At 48.5% G+C, this 18,378-nt stretch carries 15 protein-coding genes and 3 pseudogenes; 5 read left to right on the top strand and 13 right to left on the bottom strand.

The features are described 5' to 3' along the window. The coding region (gene ychF / locus Q0526_RS18335) for a redox-regulated ATPase YchF (protein WP_298736877.1) at nucleotides 1-828 on the bottom strand (828 nt) is incomplete at its 3' end. A gap of 573 nt (nucleotides 829-1,401) precedes the next feature. Further along, entirely contained in the window at nucleotides 1,402-1,623 is a 222-nt protein-coding gene (locus Q0526_RS18330; RefSeq protein WP_101870532.1) for a DUF6718 family protein, read from the bottom strand. A gap of 426 nt (nucleotides 1,624-2,049) precedes the next feature. Between Q0526_RS18330 and Q0526_RS18325 the strand changes: the two genes are divergently transcribed. From Q0526_RS18325 to Q0526_RS18310, 4 genes and pseudogenes are all read left to right on the top strand, one after another. Then, nucleotides 2,050-2,346, top strand: coding sequence for a cysteine-rich small domain-containing protein (locus Q0526_RS18325; protein WP_173019868.1), 297 nt, complete (start codon nucleotides 2,050-2,052; stop codon nucleotides 2,344-2,346). Further along, entirely contained in the window at nucleotides 2,343-3,251 is a 909-nt protein-coding gene (locus tag Q0526_RS18320) for a LysR family transcriptional regulator (RefSeq protein WP_009243207.1), read from the top strand. The genes Q0526_RS18325 and Q0526_RS18320 overlap by 4 nt, the downstream gene beginning before the upstream one ends. Before the next feature lie 125 nt (nucleotides 3,252-3,376). After that, nucleotides 3,377-5,659, top strand: a pseudogene (metE, locus tag Q0526_RS18315) (5-methyltetrahydropteroyltriglutamate--homocysteine S-methyltransferase). A 1-nt stretch (nucleotide 5,660) separates the two neighbouring features. After that, nucleotides 5,661-6,779, top strand: a complete 1,119-nt coding sequence (locus tag Q0526_RS18310) for a 5-methyltetrahydropteroyltriglutamate--homocysteine S-methyltransferase (RefSeq protein ID WP_298736866.1) — start codon at nucleotides 5,661-5,663, stop codon at nucleotides 6,777-6,779. 60 nt (nucleotides 6,780-6,839) lie between these two features. On the opposite strand, the gene Q0526_RS18305 is transcribed toward Q0526_RS18310, so the two are convergent. The 6 genes from Q0526_RS18305 to Q0526_RS18280 form a co-directional block, all read right to left on the bottom strand. Then, on the bottom strand, nucleotides 6,840-7,661 hold the full coding sequence (locus Q0526_RS18305; RefSeq protein WP_009243210.1) for a YoaK family protein: 822 nt from the start codon (nucleotides 7,659-7,661) through the stop codon (nucleotides 6,840-6,842). Nucleotides 7,662-7,731: 70 nt separating this feature from the next. Next, the gene (locus Q0526_RS18300) at nucleotides 7,732-8,124 is read right to left on the bottom strand and encodes a PaaI family thioesterase (protein WP_004845332.1); all 393 of its coding nucleotides are present in this window, start codon (nucleotides 8,122-8,124) and stop codon (nucleotides 7,732-7,734) included. Nucleotides 8,125-8,130: 6 nt separating this feature from the next. After that, nucleotides 8,131-8,556 carry an aspartate carbamoyltransferase regulatory subunit gene (locus tag Q0526_RS18295; RefSeq protein WP_004845331.1) on the bottom strand — a complete coding sequence of 142 codons (426 nt, stop codon included), beginning with the start codon at nucleotides 8,554-8,556 and terminating at the stop codon, nucleotides 8,131-8,133. After that, nucleotides 8,550-9,497: an aspartate carbamoyltransferase gene (gene pyrB / locus Q0526_RS18290; RefSeq protein WP_009243212.1), complete on the bottom strand. Its 948-nt coding sequence runs from the start codon at nucleotides 9,495-9,497 to the stop codon at nucleotides 8,550-8,552. Before pyrB ends, Q0526_RS18295 begins: the two co-directional genes overlap by 7 nt. Next, nucleotides 9,494-10,795 carry an adenylosuccinate synthase gene (locus Q0526_RS18285; RefSeq protein ID WP_177959445.1) on the bottom strand — a complete coding sequence of 434 codons (1,302 nt, stop codon included), beginning with the start codon at nucleotides 10,793-10,795 and terminating at the stop codon, nucleotides 9,494-9,496. Before Q0526_RS18285 ends, pyrB begins: the two co-directional genes overlap by 4 nt. Then, on the bottom strand, nucleotides 10,789-12,024 hold the full coding sequence (locus tag Q0526_RS18280; RefSeq protein WP_087018074.1) for an argininosuccinate synthase: 1,236 nt from the start codon (nucleotides 12,022-12,024) through the stop codon (nucleotides 10,789-10,791). The genes Q0526_RS18285 and Q0526_RS18280 overlap by 7 nt, the downstream gene beginning before the upstream one ends. 125 nt (nucleotides 12,025-12,149) lie before the next feature. On the opposite strand from Q0526_RS18280, the gene Q0526_RS18275 reads away from it, so the two are divergent. Next, nucleotides 12,150-13,046, top strand: a complete 897-nt coding sequence (locus Q0526_RS18275) for a LysR family transcriptional regulator (RefSeq protein WP_298736849.1) — start codon at nucleotides 12,150-12,152, stop codon at nucleotides 13,044-13,046. 81 nt (nucleotides 13,047-13,127) lie between these two features. On the opposite strand, the gene Q0526_RS18270 is transcribed toward Q0526_RS18275, so the two are convergent. The 5 genes and pseudogenes from Q0526_RS18270 to Q0526_RS18250 all read right to left on the bottom strand — a co-directional run. Beyond that, entirely contained in the window at nucleotides 13,128-14,780 is a 1,653-nt protein-coding gene (locus Q0526_RS18270) for a recombinase family protein (RefSeq protein ID WP_004845326.1), read from the bottom strand. Between the two features lie 72 nt (nucleotides 14,781-14,852). Then, complete coding sequence (locus tag Q0526_RS18265; protein ID WP_164468434.1) at nucleotides 14,853-15,020, bottom strand: hypothetical protein; 168 nt, start codon at nucleotides 15,018-15,020, stop codon at nucleotides 14,853-14,855. A 269-nt stretch (nucleotides 15,021-15,289) separates the two neighbouring features. Beyond that, the gene (locus Q0526_RS18260) at nucleotides 15,290-16,648 is read right to left on the bottom strand and encodes a virulence-associated E family protein (protein WP_009243215.1); all 1,359 of its coding nucleotides are present in this window, start codon (nucleotides 16,646-16,648) and stop codon (nucleotides 15,290-15,292) included. After that, nucleotides 16,605-17,260: pseudogene (locus tag Q0526_RS18255) on the bottom strand (CHC2 zinc finger domain-containing protein). The gene Q0526_RS18260 and the pseudogene Q0526_RS18255 overlap by 44 nt, the downstream one beginning before the upstream one ends. Before the next feature lie 48 nt (nucleotides 17,261-17,308). Continuing rightward, a pseudogene (locus tag Q0526_RS18250) lies at nucleotides 17,309-18,378 on the bottom strand (serine/arginine repetitive matrix protein 2); the annotation flags it as partial.

The raw sequence follows: 18,378 nt of genomic DNA, 5'->3' as shown, positions 1-18,378 counted from the left end.
ATAACTTGCTTTGATCAGTTTTTCCAGACCGGACTCCTCCAGACCAAGATCATCCAGGAATAACTTTTTCTCATCCTCATCCAGTTCTGCGATCTCCTGTTCAATCTGTGCGCAGACTACAAATACTTCACAGTTCTCTTCTGCTGCGTATTCCCGCACTTTCTGTACTCCGGCATTGTCTGCACCGTCATTTGCCAGATCGTCCTCTGTCACATTTGCCGCAAAGATCACCGGCTTGTATGTCAGAAGATTGTAGCTTGTCAGCCATTCCTGTTCTTCCTCATCGTCTGTTGTAAAGCTCTTCGCCATCTTATTTTCTTCCAGATGCTCTTTGATTCTTTTTAACAATTCCAGCTCTTTTGCCGCTGTCTTGTCATTTCTGGAAAGCTTCACAACTTTTGCAATCCTTCTCTCCAGAATTTCCAGATCGGAAAAGATCAGTTCCAGGTTGATCGTCTCAATGTCACGCAATGGATCAATGCTTCCATCCACATGGACAATGTTGCTGTCTTCGAAGCATCTTACGACATGCACGATCGCATCGACCTCCCGGATATTAGCAAGAAACTGGTTTCCAAGCCCTTCTCCTTTGGATGCTCCTTTCACAAGCCCTGCGATGTCTACGAACTCAATCGCTGCCGGTGTGATCTTCTTTGTGTTGTACATCTCTCCCAGCACATCCAATCTGTGATCCGGCACTGTCACAACACCTACATTCGGATCAATGGTACAGAACGGATAGTTTGCAGATTCTGCGCCTGCTTTTGTCAATGAATTGAATAATGTACTCTTTCCTACGTTTGGTAACCCTACGATACCTAATTTCATTTCTTCTATTTCCTCCTATAAATCCTTTGATTTTTTCTGTTCGTAATCCAGTTTATAAAACAACTCGATACTGCTTTTCATAGCACTGACCTTTTACAAGGATTCCTATATAACACTTTATTTTCTTTCGCATATTCAAGCATATTATACAAAGTCATCCCTGCCTGATATATCTTTCCCCATATTTCAGCTCCTTTCTCAAGAACCTCTAATACAGCAATTTATATTCTACCATACCATGGTATCTTTGTGAATATTCAGTTTCAAATTCTAACACTTTTCCCTTCTTCTATATTTCTACACTTTCCGAGATAAATCTTTCAAACTCTTTCCTCCCAAATCGGGACTTCATTTTTCATACGCCTCGTTCCTGTCATCATTTATCTTCATCTATTCCAGCCCACTTTGACATTGGCTCCCAAATACACCTGGATGGGAGCCATGATCATGAGACGTACATGCTTCTGCTGGATGGCTTTTTCAATCCCATCATCAGTCATAGACGCCTTCTCTTACTCTCTATATTTTTCCCATAAAAAAGACGACCCACCTTAGTAGATCACCTTTAATCTCTTACATATTTACAACTTGTTTTTCAAATTCTTCTGTATCAACAAAATGATATGGCTCATATTCTCCATAAGCTGATGGTCTTCTGATTGTGACAAGCTGAATATCATCATATCCTATTTTTTCAATCAATTTTCTTTTAAATTCTGCCAAATGCTGACCATGAGCAGTCTGCAATGCCAAACTTCCTGTACTATCAAACCTCTTTGCAAGCAAGTAACACATGGTTCAACACCTCCTTTGCTTTCTCATACCTATCACATAACTCTTCAAGTGCTTGAAAATCTTTGCCACAATGTCAAGTGATGAATTCAAATTACTTTGAGAATTTGGCACTTACGCATAAAGCAGCACGTGACAACGTTATGTGTTTGGATTATAATGATAAATGAAAATTGAATCATCATATCGCTCCATCCGCAAAGACGGAACATGGAATCGGGTGCAAGTCCCGGCGAGTCGGTCACTGTGAAACTTTCCTGAGGGAAAGGTAAGTCAGATACGTGGGAGCGTATGGTGCTTCTGCCGGAACCGGAAGCACGTTTTTTAGGCGCAGGAAGCTGTGCTTTGTTGAGCGTGTCTGTTTGGATGCGCTTTTTTCTTACGGTTCCTATGTATAAAATAAATCCCTTTTTTGCAAGGAGTCTTTTCATGCGTAATCAGTATTGGGAAAATAAGCACTATGCTTATTTCTGCAACCGGGAATGTGAATATTTCCCCTGCCATAAGGGTGCCGACCCGGAAAATTTTAATTGCCTATTCTGCTATTGCCCTCTGTATGTATTGGGAGATCGCTGCGGCGGAAAGTTTGCCTACCTTCCCAACGGATACAAGGACTGCAGCCGCTGTCTGTTTCCCCATCTGCGGGAGAATTATGGTGTAATTACGGAACGCTATGGAGAAATCCTTGCGGCAATTCCATATCCAGATCAGGAGGATGACGAATGACCCTTTTACAACTGAAATACATTGTGACGGTTGCTGCGGCCGGAACGATCAGCGAGGCGGCAAAACAGCTTTATATCGCCCAGCCCAGCCTGACTTCCGCAATCAAGGAACTGGAAAATGAACTGGGAATTACTATTTTCAAACGTACCAATAAAGGCATCCTGCTTTCGGCGGAGGGAGAAGAATTTTTAGGATATGCCCGTCAAGTGATTGAACAGACAAATCTGATTGAAGAACGATACTTAGGGAAGACCCCTGTCAAGCATCAGTTCTGTGTGTCCACGCAGCATTATTCTTTTGCGGTAGAAGCATTTGTTGAGCTTTTGAAACAGTATGGCGGTGAAGAATACGACTTCCGCATCCGTGAAACGCAGACCTATGAGTTGATTGAAGATGTGGCAAAGCTGCGAAGCGAGGTGGGTGTGCTTTACCTTAATAGTTTCAATGAAGCTGTCCTGCGCAAGACCATGCGGGAAAATGATTTGAAATTTCATCGTTTATTTATCGCAAAGCCTCACGTTTTTGTCAGTACGTTCAGTCCTCTGGCAAAGAAGAAAATTGTTGAATTGGATGAGCTGGCAACCTATCCGAGATTGTCCTATGAGCAGGGAGAACACAATTCCTTCTACTTCTCTGAGGAAATTTTAAGTACGTTGGAAAGCAAGAAAGACATTATGGTTTCTGACCGGGCCACGCTGTTCAATCTCCTGATTGGTCTGAACGGGTACACCATTTGCAGCGGCGTTATCAACGAAGAACTAAATGGGAAAAATATTGTTGCTGTCCCCCTTGCTGTGGATGATTACATGGAAATCGGCTACATCACTCACAGCAAGGTCGGACCGGGTAAATTTGGAACTCTGTATATCGAAGCTCTGAAACGATATGCTTCCGCACAGGAATGACAGAACATAAAGTAGCGGTCTGCTATAGATTCAATCTATGGCAAACCGCTGCTTTTCCGTATTTTACAGAACCCTTTCCCGCAGGTATACTGAAAAAGAACGATCATACCCGAGGAGGACACATTATGGACTATTCAATTATTGGATTTCCGCGTATCGGGATCCACCGAGAATTAAAGTTCGCAACAGAAGCGTATTTTCGCAGCGAAATAGATGCCGATGAGTTGAAACGGGTTGTCTCTCAGCAGAGAATGGAGCAGTGGACACGCCAGAGGGACGCAGGTGCCGGCTTTATCCCGTCCAATGATTTTTCCCTTTATGACGGGATGCTGGACACCGCTTATATGCTGAACGCCATTCCAAGGCGGTATGCCGATCTGAGGCTTTCCGATATAGACACATACTTTGCCATGGCCCGTGGGTATCAGGGGGCGCAAGGAGATGTCAAAGCATTTACCATGAAAAAGTGGTTCAATACGAACTACCACTACATGGTACCAGAGCTGGATGATGATATGGAGTTGAAGCACCGCTCAGATGCTTTTCTGGATGGCTTTCATCAGGCGCGTTCTCTGGGCATTCAGACAAAGCCCGTGGTCGCCGGACCGTTTACCTTTTTGAAGCTGGCCCGCTGTACCGGCAATAAATCCGCCACTGATTTTGTAGATGATATTCTGTTTGCCTATGCAGATATTTTGAAGCGGTGTGGAGAAAACGGCGTGGAATGGCTGCAAGTTGACGAGCCGTATCTGGTCATGGATTTAACAATGGGGGATGTTGCCCTTTTCCGCAAGCTGTACCAAACGCTGCTGGAACAAAAAGGCACAGTGAAGGTGCTGCTCCAAACTTATTTTGGCGATGTGCGGGATTGTTACCGGCAGCTATGTGAACTGCCCTTTGACGGCATTGGCCTTGACTTTGTGGAAGGAAAGCAGACCGCAGCACTTGTAGCAGCAAACGGTTTCCCGAAGGATAAAATCCTGTTTGCGGGACTTGTAAATGGGAAAAACATCTGGCGTACTAATTATAAAGACGTACTGGAGCGAATCGCCGGTTTGAAAAGCTGCTGTGACCACATTGTACTCAGTACATCCTGCTCCCTGCTCCATGTGCCGTATACTGTAAAGAATGAGCCGCAGCTTTCCACCGAAATTATCCGGCATTTTTCCTTTGCGTATGAAAAGCTGGATGAACTGCGTGAGCTTTCCTGCCTGGCTGAACTTGCAGACTATTCCTGTGACCGGCGCTATCTGCAAAATCAGGAACTGTTCCAAACCAGTGAGCTGAGAACCGACACAGAGGTACAGAAACAGGTTGCGGCACTTACTGAATCGGATTTTACCCGCAGGGTGCCCAGAAAGGAACGGCAGGCAACGTAGAAAGAACTGCTGAATCTCCCGCTGCTGCCCACGACAACGATTGGCTCTTTCCCGCAGACAAAGGAAGTCAAGCAGAACCGAACAAAATTCCGAAAAGGCGAAATCAGCGAAGAAGAATACCGAAATAATGCAAAGGGATTCATCCGGGATTGCATCGCTTTACAGGAAAACATTGGTCTGGATGTCTTGGTGCATGGCGAATTTGAACGCAACGACATGGTGGAATTTTTTGGCGAAAATCTGTCTGGTTATGTGTTTACCATAGGCGGTTGGGTACAGTCTTACGGTACACGGGGCGTAAAGCCGCCGATTGTGTTCGGGGACGTCAAACGCAAGAAGTCCATTACTACCGATTATATCCGTTATGCCAATTCCCTGACGGATAAGGATGTGAAGGGAATGCTGACAGGACCAGTCACGATTTTGAACTGGTCGTTCCCCAGAGAAGATATTTCCACGCAGGAGATGATGTATCAGATCGGCCTTGCAATCCGGGAAGAGGTTCTGGAACTGGAAGCTGCAGGCGTCCGTATTATTCAGATTGACGAAGCCGCGCTCCGGGAAAAGCTGCCGCTCCGCCGCGCCGACTGGCATAGCGACTATCTGAACTTTGCGATCAAGGCATTCCGTCTCTGCCACGCAAAGGTAAAACCGGAAACGCAGATTCACACCCATATGTGCTACAGCGAGTTTGAGGACATTATCCCGGAAATCGACGCAATGGACGCCGATGTGATTACCTTTGAGGCGTCCCGTTCCAAACTTACGATTCTGGACAGCCTGATGGCGCATCATTTTGAAACGGAGGTGGGTCCCGGCGTCTACGACATCCATTCCCCCCGCATTCCGAGTGTAGAAGAAATTGAAGCCGCCCTCCGGCTGATGCTGGACAAGATCCCGGCAGATCATTTATGGGTCAACCCAGACTGCGGATTAAAAACCAGAGGGGAAACCGAAACCGTTGCCAGTTTGAAAAATATGGTCCAGGCGGCGAAAAATATAAGAAACGAATGCAAAGGAGACATTTGATATGAGTAATTTATACGCACCGTTCCGTTACGACTACGTGGGCAGCTTTCTTCGTCCGGCAGAACTGAAAAAGGCCTGCGCCGATTATGAAGCAGGAGCCATTACCGCCGATCAGCTCAAAGCTGTGGAGGATCAGTGCATTACCGAACTGGTGGCGAAGCAGAAAGCGGCCGGATACCATGTTATTACTGACGGCGAGTTCCGCCGCGCTACCTGGCATCTGGATTTTATGTGGGGATTCGACGGCGTCGGCCATAAGAAAACGAACACCGGCCTTCCCTTCCACGGAGAGGCGGCGATGATCGATGATACTTTTGTGACCGGCAGGATCGGATTGTCCGGTGAGCATCCCTTTGTGGATCATTTTCGGTATGTGAAGGCGCTGGAGGACGAAAAGACTATAGCAAAACAGACAATCCCCGCCCCTGCTCAGACGCTGGCACAATTCTGGATGCCCTTTGCCAGAAAACACACAGAGGCCTTTTACAGTTCTGCCAAGCCGCTGATGGACGACATTGCACAGGCTTACATTGCTGTACTGCATCAGCTGTACGATGCAGGCTGCAGGAATGTGCAGTTTGACGATTGCACATGGGGAATGCTGGCGGATAAAAATGGACAGGAAATGCACGCCGCAACGAAAGAAGGGCTTTTGGCCGTCCAGAATGCCTATAAAGATATTAACAACCAGGTGATTAACGGAGCGCCAGAGGGGATGAACATCACCACCCATGTCTGCAGGGGCAATTACCATTCAACTTATGCCAGCAGTGGCCCCTATGACTCCGTGGCCGACGTTTTGTTCGGCGAAGAAAATGTAAGTGCCTATTATCTGGAGTTTGATGATGAACGCTCCGGTGGCTTTGCGCCTCTTGCAAAAATCGGAAGCGGACAGAAAGTGGTTCTCGGACTGATTACCACAAAGCAGCCGCAGTTGGAGAATAAAGAGGCCGTGATTGCCCGAATCCATGAAGCTGCAAAGTACATCCCTCTTGACAGGTTGTATCTCAGCCCGCAGTGCGGTTTTGCTTCCTGCGAGATCGGCAATAAGCTGACTGAAGAAGAGCAATGGGCGAAACTGGCGCTGGTTAAAGAGATTGCTGAGGAAGTCTGGGGCTAAATTTTTCTGTAAAAATCGCGACGTCGGAGTTTTATTCATTCGACGCCGCGATTTAATTTGTTATTGAGAATCTTTATTATGCGGTGATTTCATAACCGATATATCTTCCCCGACCTGGTGACCTATATTCTTTATCTGCTTTTCAATGTCCCACAGATCTTTCTGTATCGTTTCTTCCTCGACGCTAATTTCCGGGTGTTCTTTCATTTCTTCTCTGATAAACATCAGGCAAAAACTGACCAATAGAAGCAGGCAGGAAAACCAGATCGTATGCGCTCCGAACAGAACAACAAATTGACCGCCGATTCCAGCGCCAACAGCAAATAGGAAAATGATTTCCCAATAGCGCAAAGCTTTCCCTAAAACATTTCTATCATGTGTTCTGATGTATGCAGAAAGTGCTTCCATGCCGCTACGCATATTTCCGATACACATGGTGCTGGCAAACGCGTAACCATTCACCTTTCGGAATGTCTGCACCTGCATAGCGCAGGAAAAAGATACCAGTGCATTAGCCAGCATATCAAGACTTTGCGGAAGAAAGCTTACCAAAAACAGCAGAATCATTTCCAGTAGCAGGACAATCTGCCTCCAGTGGATATTCTGCACATTCTGATATTTTCCCCGTATCTGCTCTGCAACAATGATGCCTATTGCAAATGCTGCCAACGGAACAAAGTAGTGTGCGCTCTGCAACCAATTACGCTCACAGATGTTTTGACTAAGTAATACGATATTCCCGGTCTGAGCATTGGCGAACACCTTGCCCCGGAACACATAGGTATAGGCATCTTGCAGGCCGCCTGATATTGACAAAAATGCGGCAGTTGGGAAAGATTCGGACATTTGTCCCTGATGCTGGCATTTTATAATTCCATGCAAATGTGTTCACTCCTTGATGTATAACTAAAGATACCTCTATGTATGTATTCTCAAAATAGCAGAAGCCTGACTATGTTTGGCATCCTGAAATACAATACATATCAACCATACCATCACAAAGAAGATGATCATCTTGATCGGTAATGCTGATATGAAAGTAAGCCATGTGCTTACCGCGCTTTATGATTTCAGCTTTTGCAAAGATTGTCCCTGACTGTACGTTATGCAGGAAATTGATATGTGCGCTTTGCGTTACATAATCTCTACCATCCATTCTGGCAAAAATTCCCGCCACGCAATCTGCCATTGCATATAACAATCCTCCATGTACGTGTCCATGAAGATTCATAGATTCGGCAACCAAGTTTACCTTTACCACACAGCAATCCGGGTCAACTTTGCATATTTGAATATGGTTATAAGACATAAAAGGATTGCCTTTTTCGTATGCAGAAAAATCCATATGGTATCACCTCTGTACCGGCAGTTCCTGATTACAGTAAAGGCAGCGGTACTTCCCAGAAGGAGACAGTTTGAAAATATGGTCGCATCCTGCCTCAATACTGGTAATACATCGTGGGTTTGTGCATTTAACCACATTTCGCAATATCTCTGGCATATCAGGCTGACATTTTCGCTCCACTACTCCGTCTTTGATATAGATTAGTGTAATTCGCCGATCCAGATAGCCTAAAATCTCCAGCCGCTCCGGAAGGTTTGAACCTTCGATCTTAATCAGATCTTTTGTTCCATATTTCTCACTGCGCACAGATTGCAGCAGCGCAACCGCCTGATGTTTGCTCTCCAGATGGAGCAGCCGGTAAATTTCCATACCGCGCCCAGCGGGGATATGGTCAATAACCACACCATTTTGAATGGGTTCTACCTTCAGCATTTTAACACCTTCTCTCCAGTCACAGGATCGGCAATTCCCAACAGAGCCATAATTAGTGCCATGCGAACATAAACGCCATTCTGCACCTGATCAAAATAAGCGGCACGGGGATCATCATCTACCGTCCGAGTAATTTCATCGACACGAGGCAGTGGATGCAACACAGGCATATCCGGCCTAGCCAATTTCATTTTTTCAGGGTCAAGCGTGTAGATGCTCTTTAGCCGAATGTAATCTTCCTCATTAAAAAAACGTTCTTTCTGCACTCTGGTCATATATAACACATCCAGCTTAGGGAGTGTGTCCTCCAAACTGCTGACCTCCCAATATAAGGAATTTGCCGGGTGCAATGTATCCTCCTTCAAATATTCGGGAATGCGAAGTTCCTCTGGCGAGATAAAATAAAACTGATTTCCTAAAAAACGAACAAGATTGTTGACCAAAGAATGCACTGTCCGGCCGAACTTCAGATCACCGCAAAAACCAACGGTCAGATGATCCAACCGTCCCATGCGCTGGCGAATCGTCAGCAAATCAATTAAAGTTTGTGTAGGATGATTATGGCCTCCGTCACCAGCATTTATGACAGGAACTTTGGAAAACATGGAAGCGCGAAGCGGAGCACCTTCTTTTGGGTGGCGCATAGCTATAATATTGGAATAGCAGCTGACTACGCGAGCTGTATCAGCAACCGTTTCTCCTTTGGTTGCACTGGACTGTTCTGCTCCGGAGAAGCCGAGCGTCTGCCCGCCCAGACTTAGCATGGCAGATTCAAAAGAAAGCCGGGTTCTCGTACTGGGTTCATAAAATAAGGTCGCCAGCTTTTTGCCGTCAGCCACATGCGCATACATCTCCGGAGCGGCGGCAATTCGATCAGCCAAATCCAGGACTGCCATCGTTTCATCGTCATTGAAATCGGTTGGTTCAATCAGGTGTCTCACAGCCATTCCCCCTTTATCAGATATTCTTCGCGCTTTGCGCCGACAGAGATAAACTGGATCTCGTGATCAAGTAATTTTTCCAGCGTTTTGATATAATTTTTTGCAGCATCCGGCAGTTCCTCCCAGCGACGGCAAGCGGAAATGTCCTGTTTCCAGCCGGGAATGAAGCTGATAACCGGTTGATATTCTTCCAGATTTTCCGTAGGAACAAAGGTGTCTGTTTCTTTGCCTTTGTACAAATATCCCGTAATGATGGGAATTTCCTGCATATAACTGAGTACGTCTAACTTAGTCAATGCGATTTTGTCAGCGCGTTGGCATTTTAGGCCGTACCGGCTTGCAACCGCATCAAATGGCCCAACCCGGCGTGGGCGGCCTGTTGCAGCGCCATATTCACCGCCGGCCTTGCGCAGGGATTCCTTCCATTCTTCAGGCATAGCGTTCTCGGCCACAAATGGGCCTGCACCAACGCACGTTGAATAAGCCTTTAACACACCGACCACATGGTCAGGCTGCACGCCAGGAATTCCCGCTCCAATCGGCCCATAGGCCGCAATCGTTGTAGAACTGGAAGTGTAGGGGAAAATGCCATAGTCAATATCACGCATAGCGCCAAGCTGCGCTTCCAAAACAATCTGTTTTCCTGACGATAACGCTGTATCCAAATAATTTCCGGTATCACAGATATAGGGTAAAAACTCCTTTGCCTGCTTCTGGCACCAGGCAAGCAGGGCCGGATAAGACATTGGCTCCTGATGATAGCAGCCTGCCAGTTCCAAATTTTTTGCTTCCAGCATGGTTTTTAGACGAACCTGTATATATGGCTCATCTAAATGAAGCAGATCACCTAAACGCAATGTTTTTTTGCGATACTTATCGCTGTAGGCATAAGCAATTCCCCTGCGAGTAGAGCCGAAAGCAACTCCGCTCTGCGCAAGACGTTCTTCCTCCAAATCATCTTGTATCCGATGCCACGGCATGGAGATGGTTGCACGAGCGGACAGTTTGAAATTTTGAGGTGTTACAGACACCCCTTTGCCGCGAATATCGGCAATTTCATTGGAGAGATGCTCTAAATCAACTACCATACCATCCGCAAGAACACACACCACATTGGGATGAAGAATCCCGGATGGTAGCAGATTCAGAATAAATTTTCCCTGTTTGGTTACGACCGTATGCCCGGCATTATTTCCCCCCTGGTAACGCACGACAATATCCGCCCGCTCTGCCAGCAGATCAATAACCCGTCCTTTCCCTTCATCCCCCCAGTTGATACCTGTCACCGCAGTCAGCATTTTTCTGCCTCCCTTCTATTTCGGGCATTTACAGACGCCTGTATACGGGTAGGCAGCCCCAAAAGACGGATGAAGCCAGTAGCATCGGACTGCTGATAGCCCTCTCCTTCATTAAATGTGACAATATCCTCGCTATACAAAGAATATGGGGACCACACACCTGAATTGATAATGTTGCCCTTATATAACTTCAGACGTACTTTTCCGGTGACGGTCTGCTGCGTCTCTGTCACAAATGCAGACAACGCTTTGCGCAGCGGAGAAAACCACTGTCCGTCGTAAACCAACTCACCGAAGCAAATAGACAATTCCTTTTTCTTATGGGCAGTTTTTTTGTCCAATGTCAGTGTTTCTAATATCTCATGCGCTCTATACAGAATGGTTCCGCCCGGTGTCTCGTACACTCCTCGGCTTTTCATACCAACCAGACGGTTTTCCACCACATCGTACAGGCCAATACCATTACAGCCGCCAATCTCGTTTAGCTTAGAAATAATGTCTGATGATTTCATTGCCTTGCCGTTCAACTTAACAGGTACGCCTTTTTCAAAGTCCAGCTCCACATATGTAGGAGTATCCGGCGCTTTCAGTGGAGAAACGCTCATTTCCAGAAAACCTTCTTTTTCATACTGCGGCTCATTACCTGGGTCCTCCAAATCCAATCCCTCATGAGAAAGATGCCAAAGATTTTTATCCTTTGAGTAATTGGTTTCTCGATTTATTTTCAAAGGAATATGATGGGCTTCGGCGTAATCAATCTCCTCATTGCGGCTTTGAATATCCCATTCCCGCCACGGTGTAATGATTTTCATTTCCGGCGCAAAGTGCATAATGGCCAGCTCAAATCGCACCTGATCGTTGCCCTTTCCGGTGCTGCCGTGGCAAACAGCATCCGCCCCCTCTGCCTTTGCAATTTCCACGACACGCTTAGCCAGAATAGGGCGGGCAAGGCTGGTTCCCAATAAATACCCTTCATAATCAGCTCCCGCCTGCATAGTAGGAATAACAAACTCATTAACAAACTCATCCGTTAAATCCTCGACATAAAGTTTGCTGGCTCCAGAAGCCACTGCTCGCTGTTTCAAATCATCCAATTCATCGTCTTGTCCAACATTTCCACAGACAGCGATCACTTCACAGTTGTCATAGTGTTCTTTCAGCCACGGGATAATAACGGAGGTATCCAGACCACCGGAATATGCCAGCACAACTTTTTTGATTTCACTCATACTAAAGCACTCCTTCACTTGTTTTTGGAACCAAAATCTATTATACTGGACAGGCAGGAATATGTAAAAAGTATTATTGATATAGTGATCATCAGCAATTAGCATATCAGAAAGAGGATGCCTGGATGGATGTCAACTTTGAATATTACAAGGTTTTTTATTATGTAGCCAAATACAAGAATTTCACAAAAGCGGCTCATGCACTGGGCAGCGGACAGCCCAACGTTACCCGCGCCATGAACTGCCTGGAGCAGCAAACGCACTGTACGTTATTTATACGCACCAATCGAGGTGTTCAACTGACCCCAGAAGGAGAAATGTTGTTCACTCATGTCGAAGCTGCCATTTCTCAGATACAAACAGCCGAAACCGAACTAAATGCGCACAGTGGTTTGGAGCATGGAAGTATTTCAATCGGAGCCAGCGAAACCGCATTGAATATCTACCTGCTGGATATATTGAAGCCCTTTCACATGAAGCATCCCGGTATTCACTTGAAAATATATAACCATTCCACTCCGCAAGCCATCCGCTCTGTTAAAAACGGTGAAGTTGATTTTGCTGTTGTATCAACGCCGACCAACGTGGATACCCCTTTGAAGGAATTGCATTTGCGGCCCTTCCGTGAAATTCTTGTGGGCGGCAAAACTTTTACGGCACTGGGCAGCCAGGAGCTGACACTTGCCGAACTAAAAAATTATCCGTTGATTTGCCTTGGAAAAGAAACTATGACCTGGAATTTTTATCATAAATTGTTCCTGTCCCACGGGTTGGAGTTGATACCAGACACGGAAGCAGCTACCACAGATCAGATTTTACCTTTGGTAAAAGCGGAATTAGGGCTAGCTTTTCTTCCAGAACCAATGGCGAAGGAAGCACTTCAGCAACGTGAGATCGTCCAGATTCATCTGCGGGAAACAATCCCTGAACGTCAGATTTGTATGGTATATGACAGGAAACGTCCATTGAGCGCTGCTGCTCAAAATCTTAAAACCGGTATTTTGGAAACAATGGCCTTTTAGGATGCTATAAATAACACATACATTTTTATCTTTTCCAAATATCAAAAAGTCCTCCCCGGTACGGGGAGGGCTGTACTGTCTTTATGCTGCAATCTCCGGGATTTCCCCGACAAAGTTATAAACGATTTTGACTTTCTGCACCTTCTGTCCGTCCACCTTCTTGACCTCGCCAATCAGAATCCGGCTGATAAGCCGGTTCAGCATTGCCTCGTCCAGTTCCTCAATAGCGGAATAGCGCCGGATTTCCTTGATAAAGGTACGGACTTCGCTTTCCTGTGCGTCCGCCCGGCTCTGCATCATCGCCAGGTCATGCAGACGCTTCTGGTTGGATTCCTGCTCCTGTTCCAGCGCCGCCGTCAGTTTCATAAACCGCTGTTCGGTCAGGATGCCTTTTGCCTTATCCGTGTACAGGCTTAAAAACATCACATCAATTTCCTGATTCCGGGCTTCCAGCCGTTTCCGTTCCTTCTCGGTCTGAGAAGCGTCTACCAGATACCGGCGCTCCATCCGGCTGCTGAGGTGCTGATAGAACGCATCGGCGTCCTTCATGGCCTGCGCCGCCAGCTCCTGAATGTCTTTCAGCACCAGATTGTATAAATCTCTGGCCTCGATCTTGTGGCTGGAGCAGACCTTGCATCCCATGCGGTTATAAGTCTGGCAGATATAGTACGCCTTGTCAATCGGTTCCCGCATCTCGCCGGTGAACCGGTTCTTCCCGGTTCTGCCGACCTTTTCATACCGCACCTGCATGGACTTCCCGCAGGTAGCGCAGTAGACCAGCCCGTGGAACAGATTATAAAAGGGGCAGGCATTGCCTTTCATGATAGGTGGTTTGCGGTCAATGATAGCTTGTACCTGTTCCCATTCCTCCGGCGTCACAATCGCCTCATGGCAGCCCTCGATCACTTCCCACTGGTCACGGGGGATAATGTCATAAGTGTTGGAGCGGATGCCCTTCTGGTGTGTCCGAAAGACCAGATGTGCGCCCTTATAAAAGGGATTCCGCAGGATATGGCTGATCCTTGCGCCGCCCCAAGAGTAATAGTTGGCGTCAAACTCCGTATTGGCCTTGACATGGGTGATGGGGATTTTTTCTTCCATCAGCCGTTTGGAAATCCTCATGCAGCCCAGCCCGTCAAGGGCATAGTCATAGATTTTACGGATGATCGGCGCTGTCTCCGGGTCAATGATAAGATGCCCTTTGTCCTCCGGGTCACGCATCAGGCCGAAGGGCGGCGTCCCTCCGCAGAACTTTCCCTGCCGGGAGCGGGTCGTGATGCCCGCCAGCACCTTTTTAGAAATATCCCGGCTATACATATCGTTCAGGATATTCTTGAAGGGCGTAATGTCCATCTCCTGACGGGTCAGGCTGTCCACGCCGTCCGTGATGGCGATATAGCGCACATTGTGTTTGGGGAAAAAGATTTCGATATAGCTGCCAGCTTCAATATAATTCCTACCAAGTCTGGATAGGTCTTTGGTGATGACGCAGCCGATCTTCCCCGCCTCAATGTCAGCGATCATACGCTGGAAGGCAGGGCGGTTGAAATTGCGGCCCGTATAGCCGTCATCCACATAATACTCATACTGGAACATCCCATGCTTTTCAGCAAAGTCCCGAAGCATGATTTTCTGGTTGCTGATGCTCATGCTCTCATTGTCGCCGCCGTCATCCAGAGAGATACGGCAGTAGAGAGCGGTGATTTTCTCATAGACTTGTTTTTTCCTGCTCATAGCGTTCTCCTTCTATGAACAGGGACACGATACCATTATAATACCATGCCCCTGTCCCTGAATCAACCGTTTTTACGCAGCGTTCTCCGCCATCTCACGCTGTTCCAGCCATTCCTCGAAGTGTTCGCAGGTCTGGCGCTCGATCAGTTGCTCAAAGGCTTCCCGCATGGATTTCTCCCCGGAGAACTCCCGCACCACCACAAAACGGACTTTATTTTTCTGCTGCTTGCTTTTTTCCATAGGCTACCTCCATAGAGTGGCAGGCCAGACAATAGCACACCGGCAACGAAGTCCGGCAACGAACCTCCAAAAACCTGTAAACTACCGTCTGGCCTGCAAATCTTACTTTCTAAATTTTCTTGAAAAATCTCGTTGCTTTCGTTGCCGGAGATAGAGATAGATATTAGAAAATGCCTTATTTACAGGCTTTTTCCGTATCCAGACCGGAAAATCCCCGGCAACGAACCCGGCAACCAAGTGACAACCATCCCGGCAACAGACCGCTATTTTTATGCGATCCACTCTTTGGGAAGTTCCAGCTGGCGGCATTCTTCCTCGGTCAGCTCCACAAATCCATCTTCGTTGCCGGGCAGTTCGTTGCCGGAAACGTCCCGTTCCCAGCCCCTCTGCCTGCCATACCCGGCGAACATCCTCGGATTGGAGAACGGCTTCCAGCCCGTCACCACCGTGTTCATGATCTCGTTGATATTGTGCAGCTGCCACCGTTTCGGCTCGTCATAGGTGTGGCCCAGCGCCTCCTTGAACAGCTGTTTGGAGCAGACCATGCTGCCGGTGTAGTGTTCCAGAAAGCCCTGTATCTGCCCGGCCTCCGTGTCCTCCGGCATGAAATCCTTCTGTACCTCCACCAGCTGGCGCTGGATGGACTTGCTGAACTTCATAGAGTAGTGGCCGCTGCGGTAAATCGTCATGGCCTCCGCCCAGACCTGCAAAAGATAGGCTCTGGAGGCGTCCTCGTCCTCCAAAATGTGAACCTCCGCATTCTCCGGGTAAATCATGATCGGCAAAAAGCGCCGGTTCCCGGCCCGGTCAAGGGGCAGGAAGTCCAGCGTGTTGGATGAACCGCCGAACACACACTGCCGCAGCCGGTCTTTGGGCTGGGCTTCATAGGGCGTCCGGTAGGTTTCCTTCTGGCGGCTGATGAATGAGCGGATTTCTTCAATGCTTTTGGCGCTGCTGGTAGCCAGCATCTCCGACATCTCAATAATCCAGTGTCCTTGCAGTTTCAAAAACACCCGGTCATCATCCAGCTTTTTCAGGTCATCGGAAAACCACTCGTCCCGGATCGCCAGCAGGCGGAAGAAGCTGGATTTGCCAGCGCCCTGACCGCCTACCAGACAGAGCATTTCCTCATATTTGGAGCCGGGCCGGAATACCCGCCGGATAGCCCCCAGCAGGAAGTGTTTCAGCATTTCCTCCACATAGTCGCTCTCGTCCGCACCCAAGAAGTGATGGAGACAGGAGCGGATGCGGGGCGTCCCGTCCCAGACAAGGCCGTTCAGCACGTCCTGTATGGGATGGTAGCAGTTTTCATTCGCCACGATAGAGAGCGCCGCTGTCATCTTTTTCTCGCTGGTCAGGCCATAGTTCTGCTCAAAATAGAGAAGCAGATACTTCACGTCTGTATCCGTCAGGGCGCTGGTATTCCTGCGCCAGCCCAAATCCCGCACAATGTCCACCCGGTCAGTCAGGAGGTTCAGCCGGATCGCCCCGCGCAGGAGAGGGTCATGGCAGAACACCGTCCGGCAGTTGCCGATGGTGTTGGCGGGCTGGCCCTTCTCGGTGACGGAGAGGCTTTCCCGCACCTCAGAGGCGCTCTGCTCCGGCGCTAAGGCTTCGGCTGCGCTCATGGCGGCCTGCCGGGTGGCTGGCGGCAAACTCTGATATTCGCTGCTCAATCTTCCTCACCTCTTTTCCGTACTGGGCGACAACGGAAGCCCGTTCCTCCATGCTGCCGGACAGGAGAACATCCAGCAGATACTCCGTGTGTGCTTTCTTTTGCAGTGCTTCCACAAACAGCGGATTCCATGCTTCCTCCGGCGTTTGCGGAGCGTATTCCTTCTCCCAGCGTTCCAGCAGATGCAGGTAATCGCACAGTACCCGGAAACATTTCTGCTCCGCCTGCCGGTAGCGCAGTTCCTCGCTGATTTTCCGTTTGACCGGCCTCCTGCGGGGCGGGTCATGGCCTTTGGCGTCATAGCGGACAGAGAAATCCTCCGCCAGCTTCAGAGCCGCTTCCTTACCGCTCAGACCAAACAGGCGGGCGGTAAAATCAATCACATCCCCGTCCGCCTGACAGCCGAAGCAGTGGAACCGGCGGTCAACCTTCATGCTGGGATGTTTGTCATCGTGGAAGGGACAGCAGGCCATCCCATTCCTGCCAACCTGCACCCCGTAATATTCCGCAGCCTGCCTTGTGGTGACAGACCCTTCACCGCTTCAAATACATTCGATTTTCTCACCTCCAGACAGAGAAAAAGACACCTGGTTTCCGCAGAAAATCAGATGCCTCATAACTCCATATCGTGTTTCTTAGTCGGAGCGATCCGCCCCTCACGTTCCCAGCGTTCCCGGTTATCCCGGTCAGCGTCCAGCTTGCCTTTCGCCAGCTTATCCCGGATGGATTCTCTGGCTTTCTCCTTGATCTGCTCCTTACCGGCCTTCTTGACCTCCGGCTGCATAAGCGTTTTCTGGATTTTTGCCAGGGCACTCTGCATGACACGTTTGATTTTGGTAATCACTCCATCCAGCCGGGCGGCGGCGTAGTCACGCTCCTTCTGCGGGGCCTTCCGCTCCGGCGAAAGTACCCACTTTTTTGTTTCCTCAATCAAACGAATATCTTCTTTGTGTGTCTCCTGCCGGACAGTATCGGTCACCACCTCCACCGCCTTGTCATAGGCCACATCGGAAACATCATCCAGCAGCGTCTCCACGTCCTCGATTTTGAGCGTCAGTTCTTCCAGCTTCTGCTCCTGCGCCGTCAGCTGCTCCTTCTGCTTCATCAGGATATAGTCCTGCTTTTCCAGATACTCCCGTCCGCCGTAGGACGGCTCCTGATCCAGATGCAGCCCATGCCGCTTTGTGATGTCAAACAAAATCGTCCGGCAGACCGCATCGAAGGTCTGTTTCCGATTGTTGTGCCTGCCTTTTGGCTTGTCCGGGTTCGGGAGAGGGATGCCCAGTTCCTCCAGCGCCTTCTCCTGCTGGGGACACAGTTCCCCGTAGCGGTTCTCACAGTCGAACACATGGCGCTCATGGATGTGGGGCGTCCCCTCGTCCAGATGGAGCGCCCAATCTAAAATGTGGATATGGGAACCGAAGCGGCGCTCGAATTCCTCATAGAACTCGTTGACGATGCGAAAGAGCGTTTCCGGCGGGACGGATTCTTCCAGTGTGCCGATCTGGTAGATGCTTTCCTCCGGGCAGGTCTTGTTGTTTTTCAGCAAGTCCTCCACGGTGCGGTTGCGCTCGGTGTGCCGGGTTTTCTCATTCCGGGCGTTCTGCGCCTCCACATGGTCAGAATAATACTCGTAGTAGTACATCCGCTCGATTTACTCAAAGCTGAAATCCGGCTGCTCCG

This window comes from uncultured Subdoligranulum sp. (assembly GCF_937890665.1).
Note: the sequence above shows the minus strand (reverse complement) of the source record. Positions and strands in the feature narration are given on the sequence as shown.

Coding starts and splice junctions, on each gene's coding strand:
- Q0526_RS18330 (WP_101870532.1), bottom strand. CDS start 1,623: ATGTGTTACTTGCTTGCAAAGAGGTTTGATAGTACAGGAAGTTTGGCA.
- Q0526_RS18325 (WP_173019868.1), top strand. CDS start 2,050: ATGCGTAATCAGTATTGGGAAAATAAGCACTATGCTTATTTCTGCAAC.
- Q0526_RS18320 (WP_009243207.1), top strand. CDS start 2,343: ATGACCCTTTTACAACTGAAATACATTGTGACGGTTGCTGCGGCCGGA.
- Q0526_RS18310 (WP_298736866.1), top strand. CDS start 5,661: ATGAGTAATTTATACGCACCGTTCCGTTACGACTACGTGGGCAGCTTT.
- Q0526_RS18300 (WP_004845332.1), bottom strand. CDS start 8,124: ATGGATTTTTCTGCATACGAAAAAGGCAATCCTTTTATGTCTTATAAC.
- Q0526_RS18295 (WP_004845331.1), bottom strand. CDS start 8,556: ATGCTGAAGGTAGAACCCATTCAAAATGGTGTGGTTATTGACCATATC.
- Q0526_RS18285 (WP_177959445.1), bottom strand. CDS start 10,795: ATGCTGACTGCGGTGACAGGTATCAACTGGGGGGATGAAGGGAAAGGA.
- Q0526_RS18280 (WP_087018074.1), bottom strand. CDS start 12,024: ATGAGTGAAATCAAAAAAGTTGTGCTGGCATATTCCGGTGGTCTGGAT.
- Q0526_RS18275 (WP_298736849.1), top strand. CDS start 12,150: ATGGATGTCAACTTTGAATATTACAAGGTTTTTTATTATGTAGCCAAA.
- Q0526_RS18270 (WP_004845326.1), bottom strand. CDS start 14,780: ATGAGCAGGAAAAAACAAGTCTATGAGAAAATCACCGCTCTCTACTGC.
- Q0526_RS18265 (WP_164468434.1), bottom strand. CDS start 15,020: ATGGAAAAAAGCAAGCAGCAGAAAAATAAAGTCCGTTTTGTGGTGGTG.
- Q0526_RS18260 (WP_009243215.1), bottom strand. CDS start 16,648: ATGAGCGCAGCCGAAGCCTTAGCGCCGGAGCAGAGCGCCTCTGAGGTG.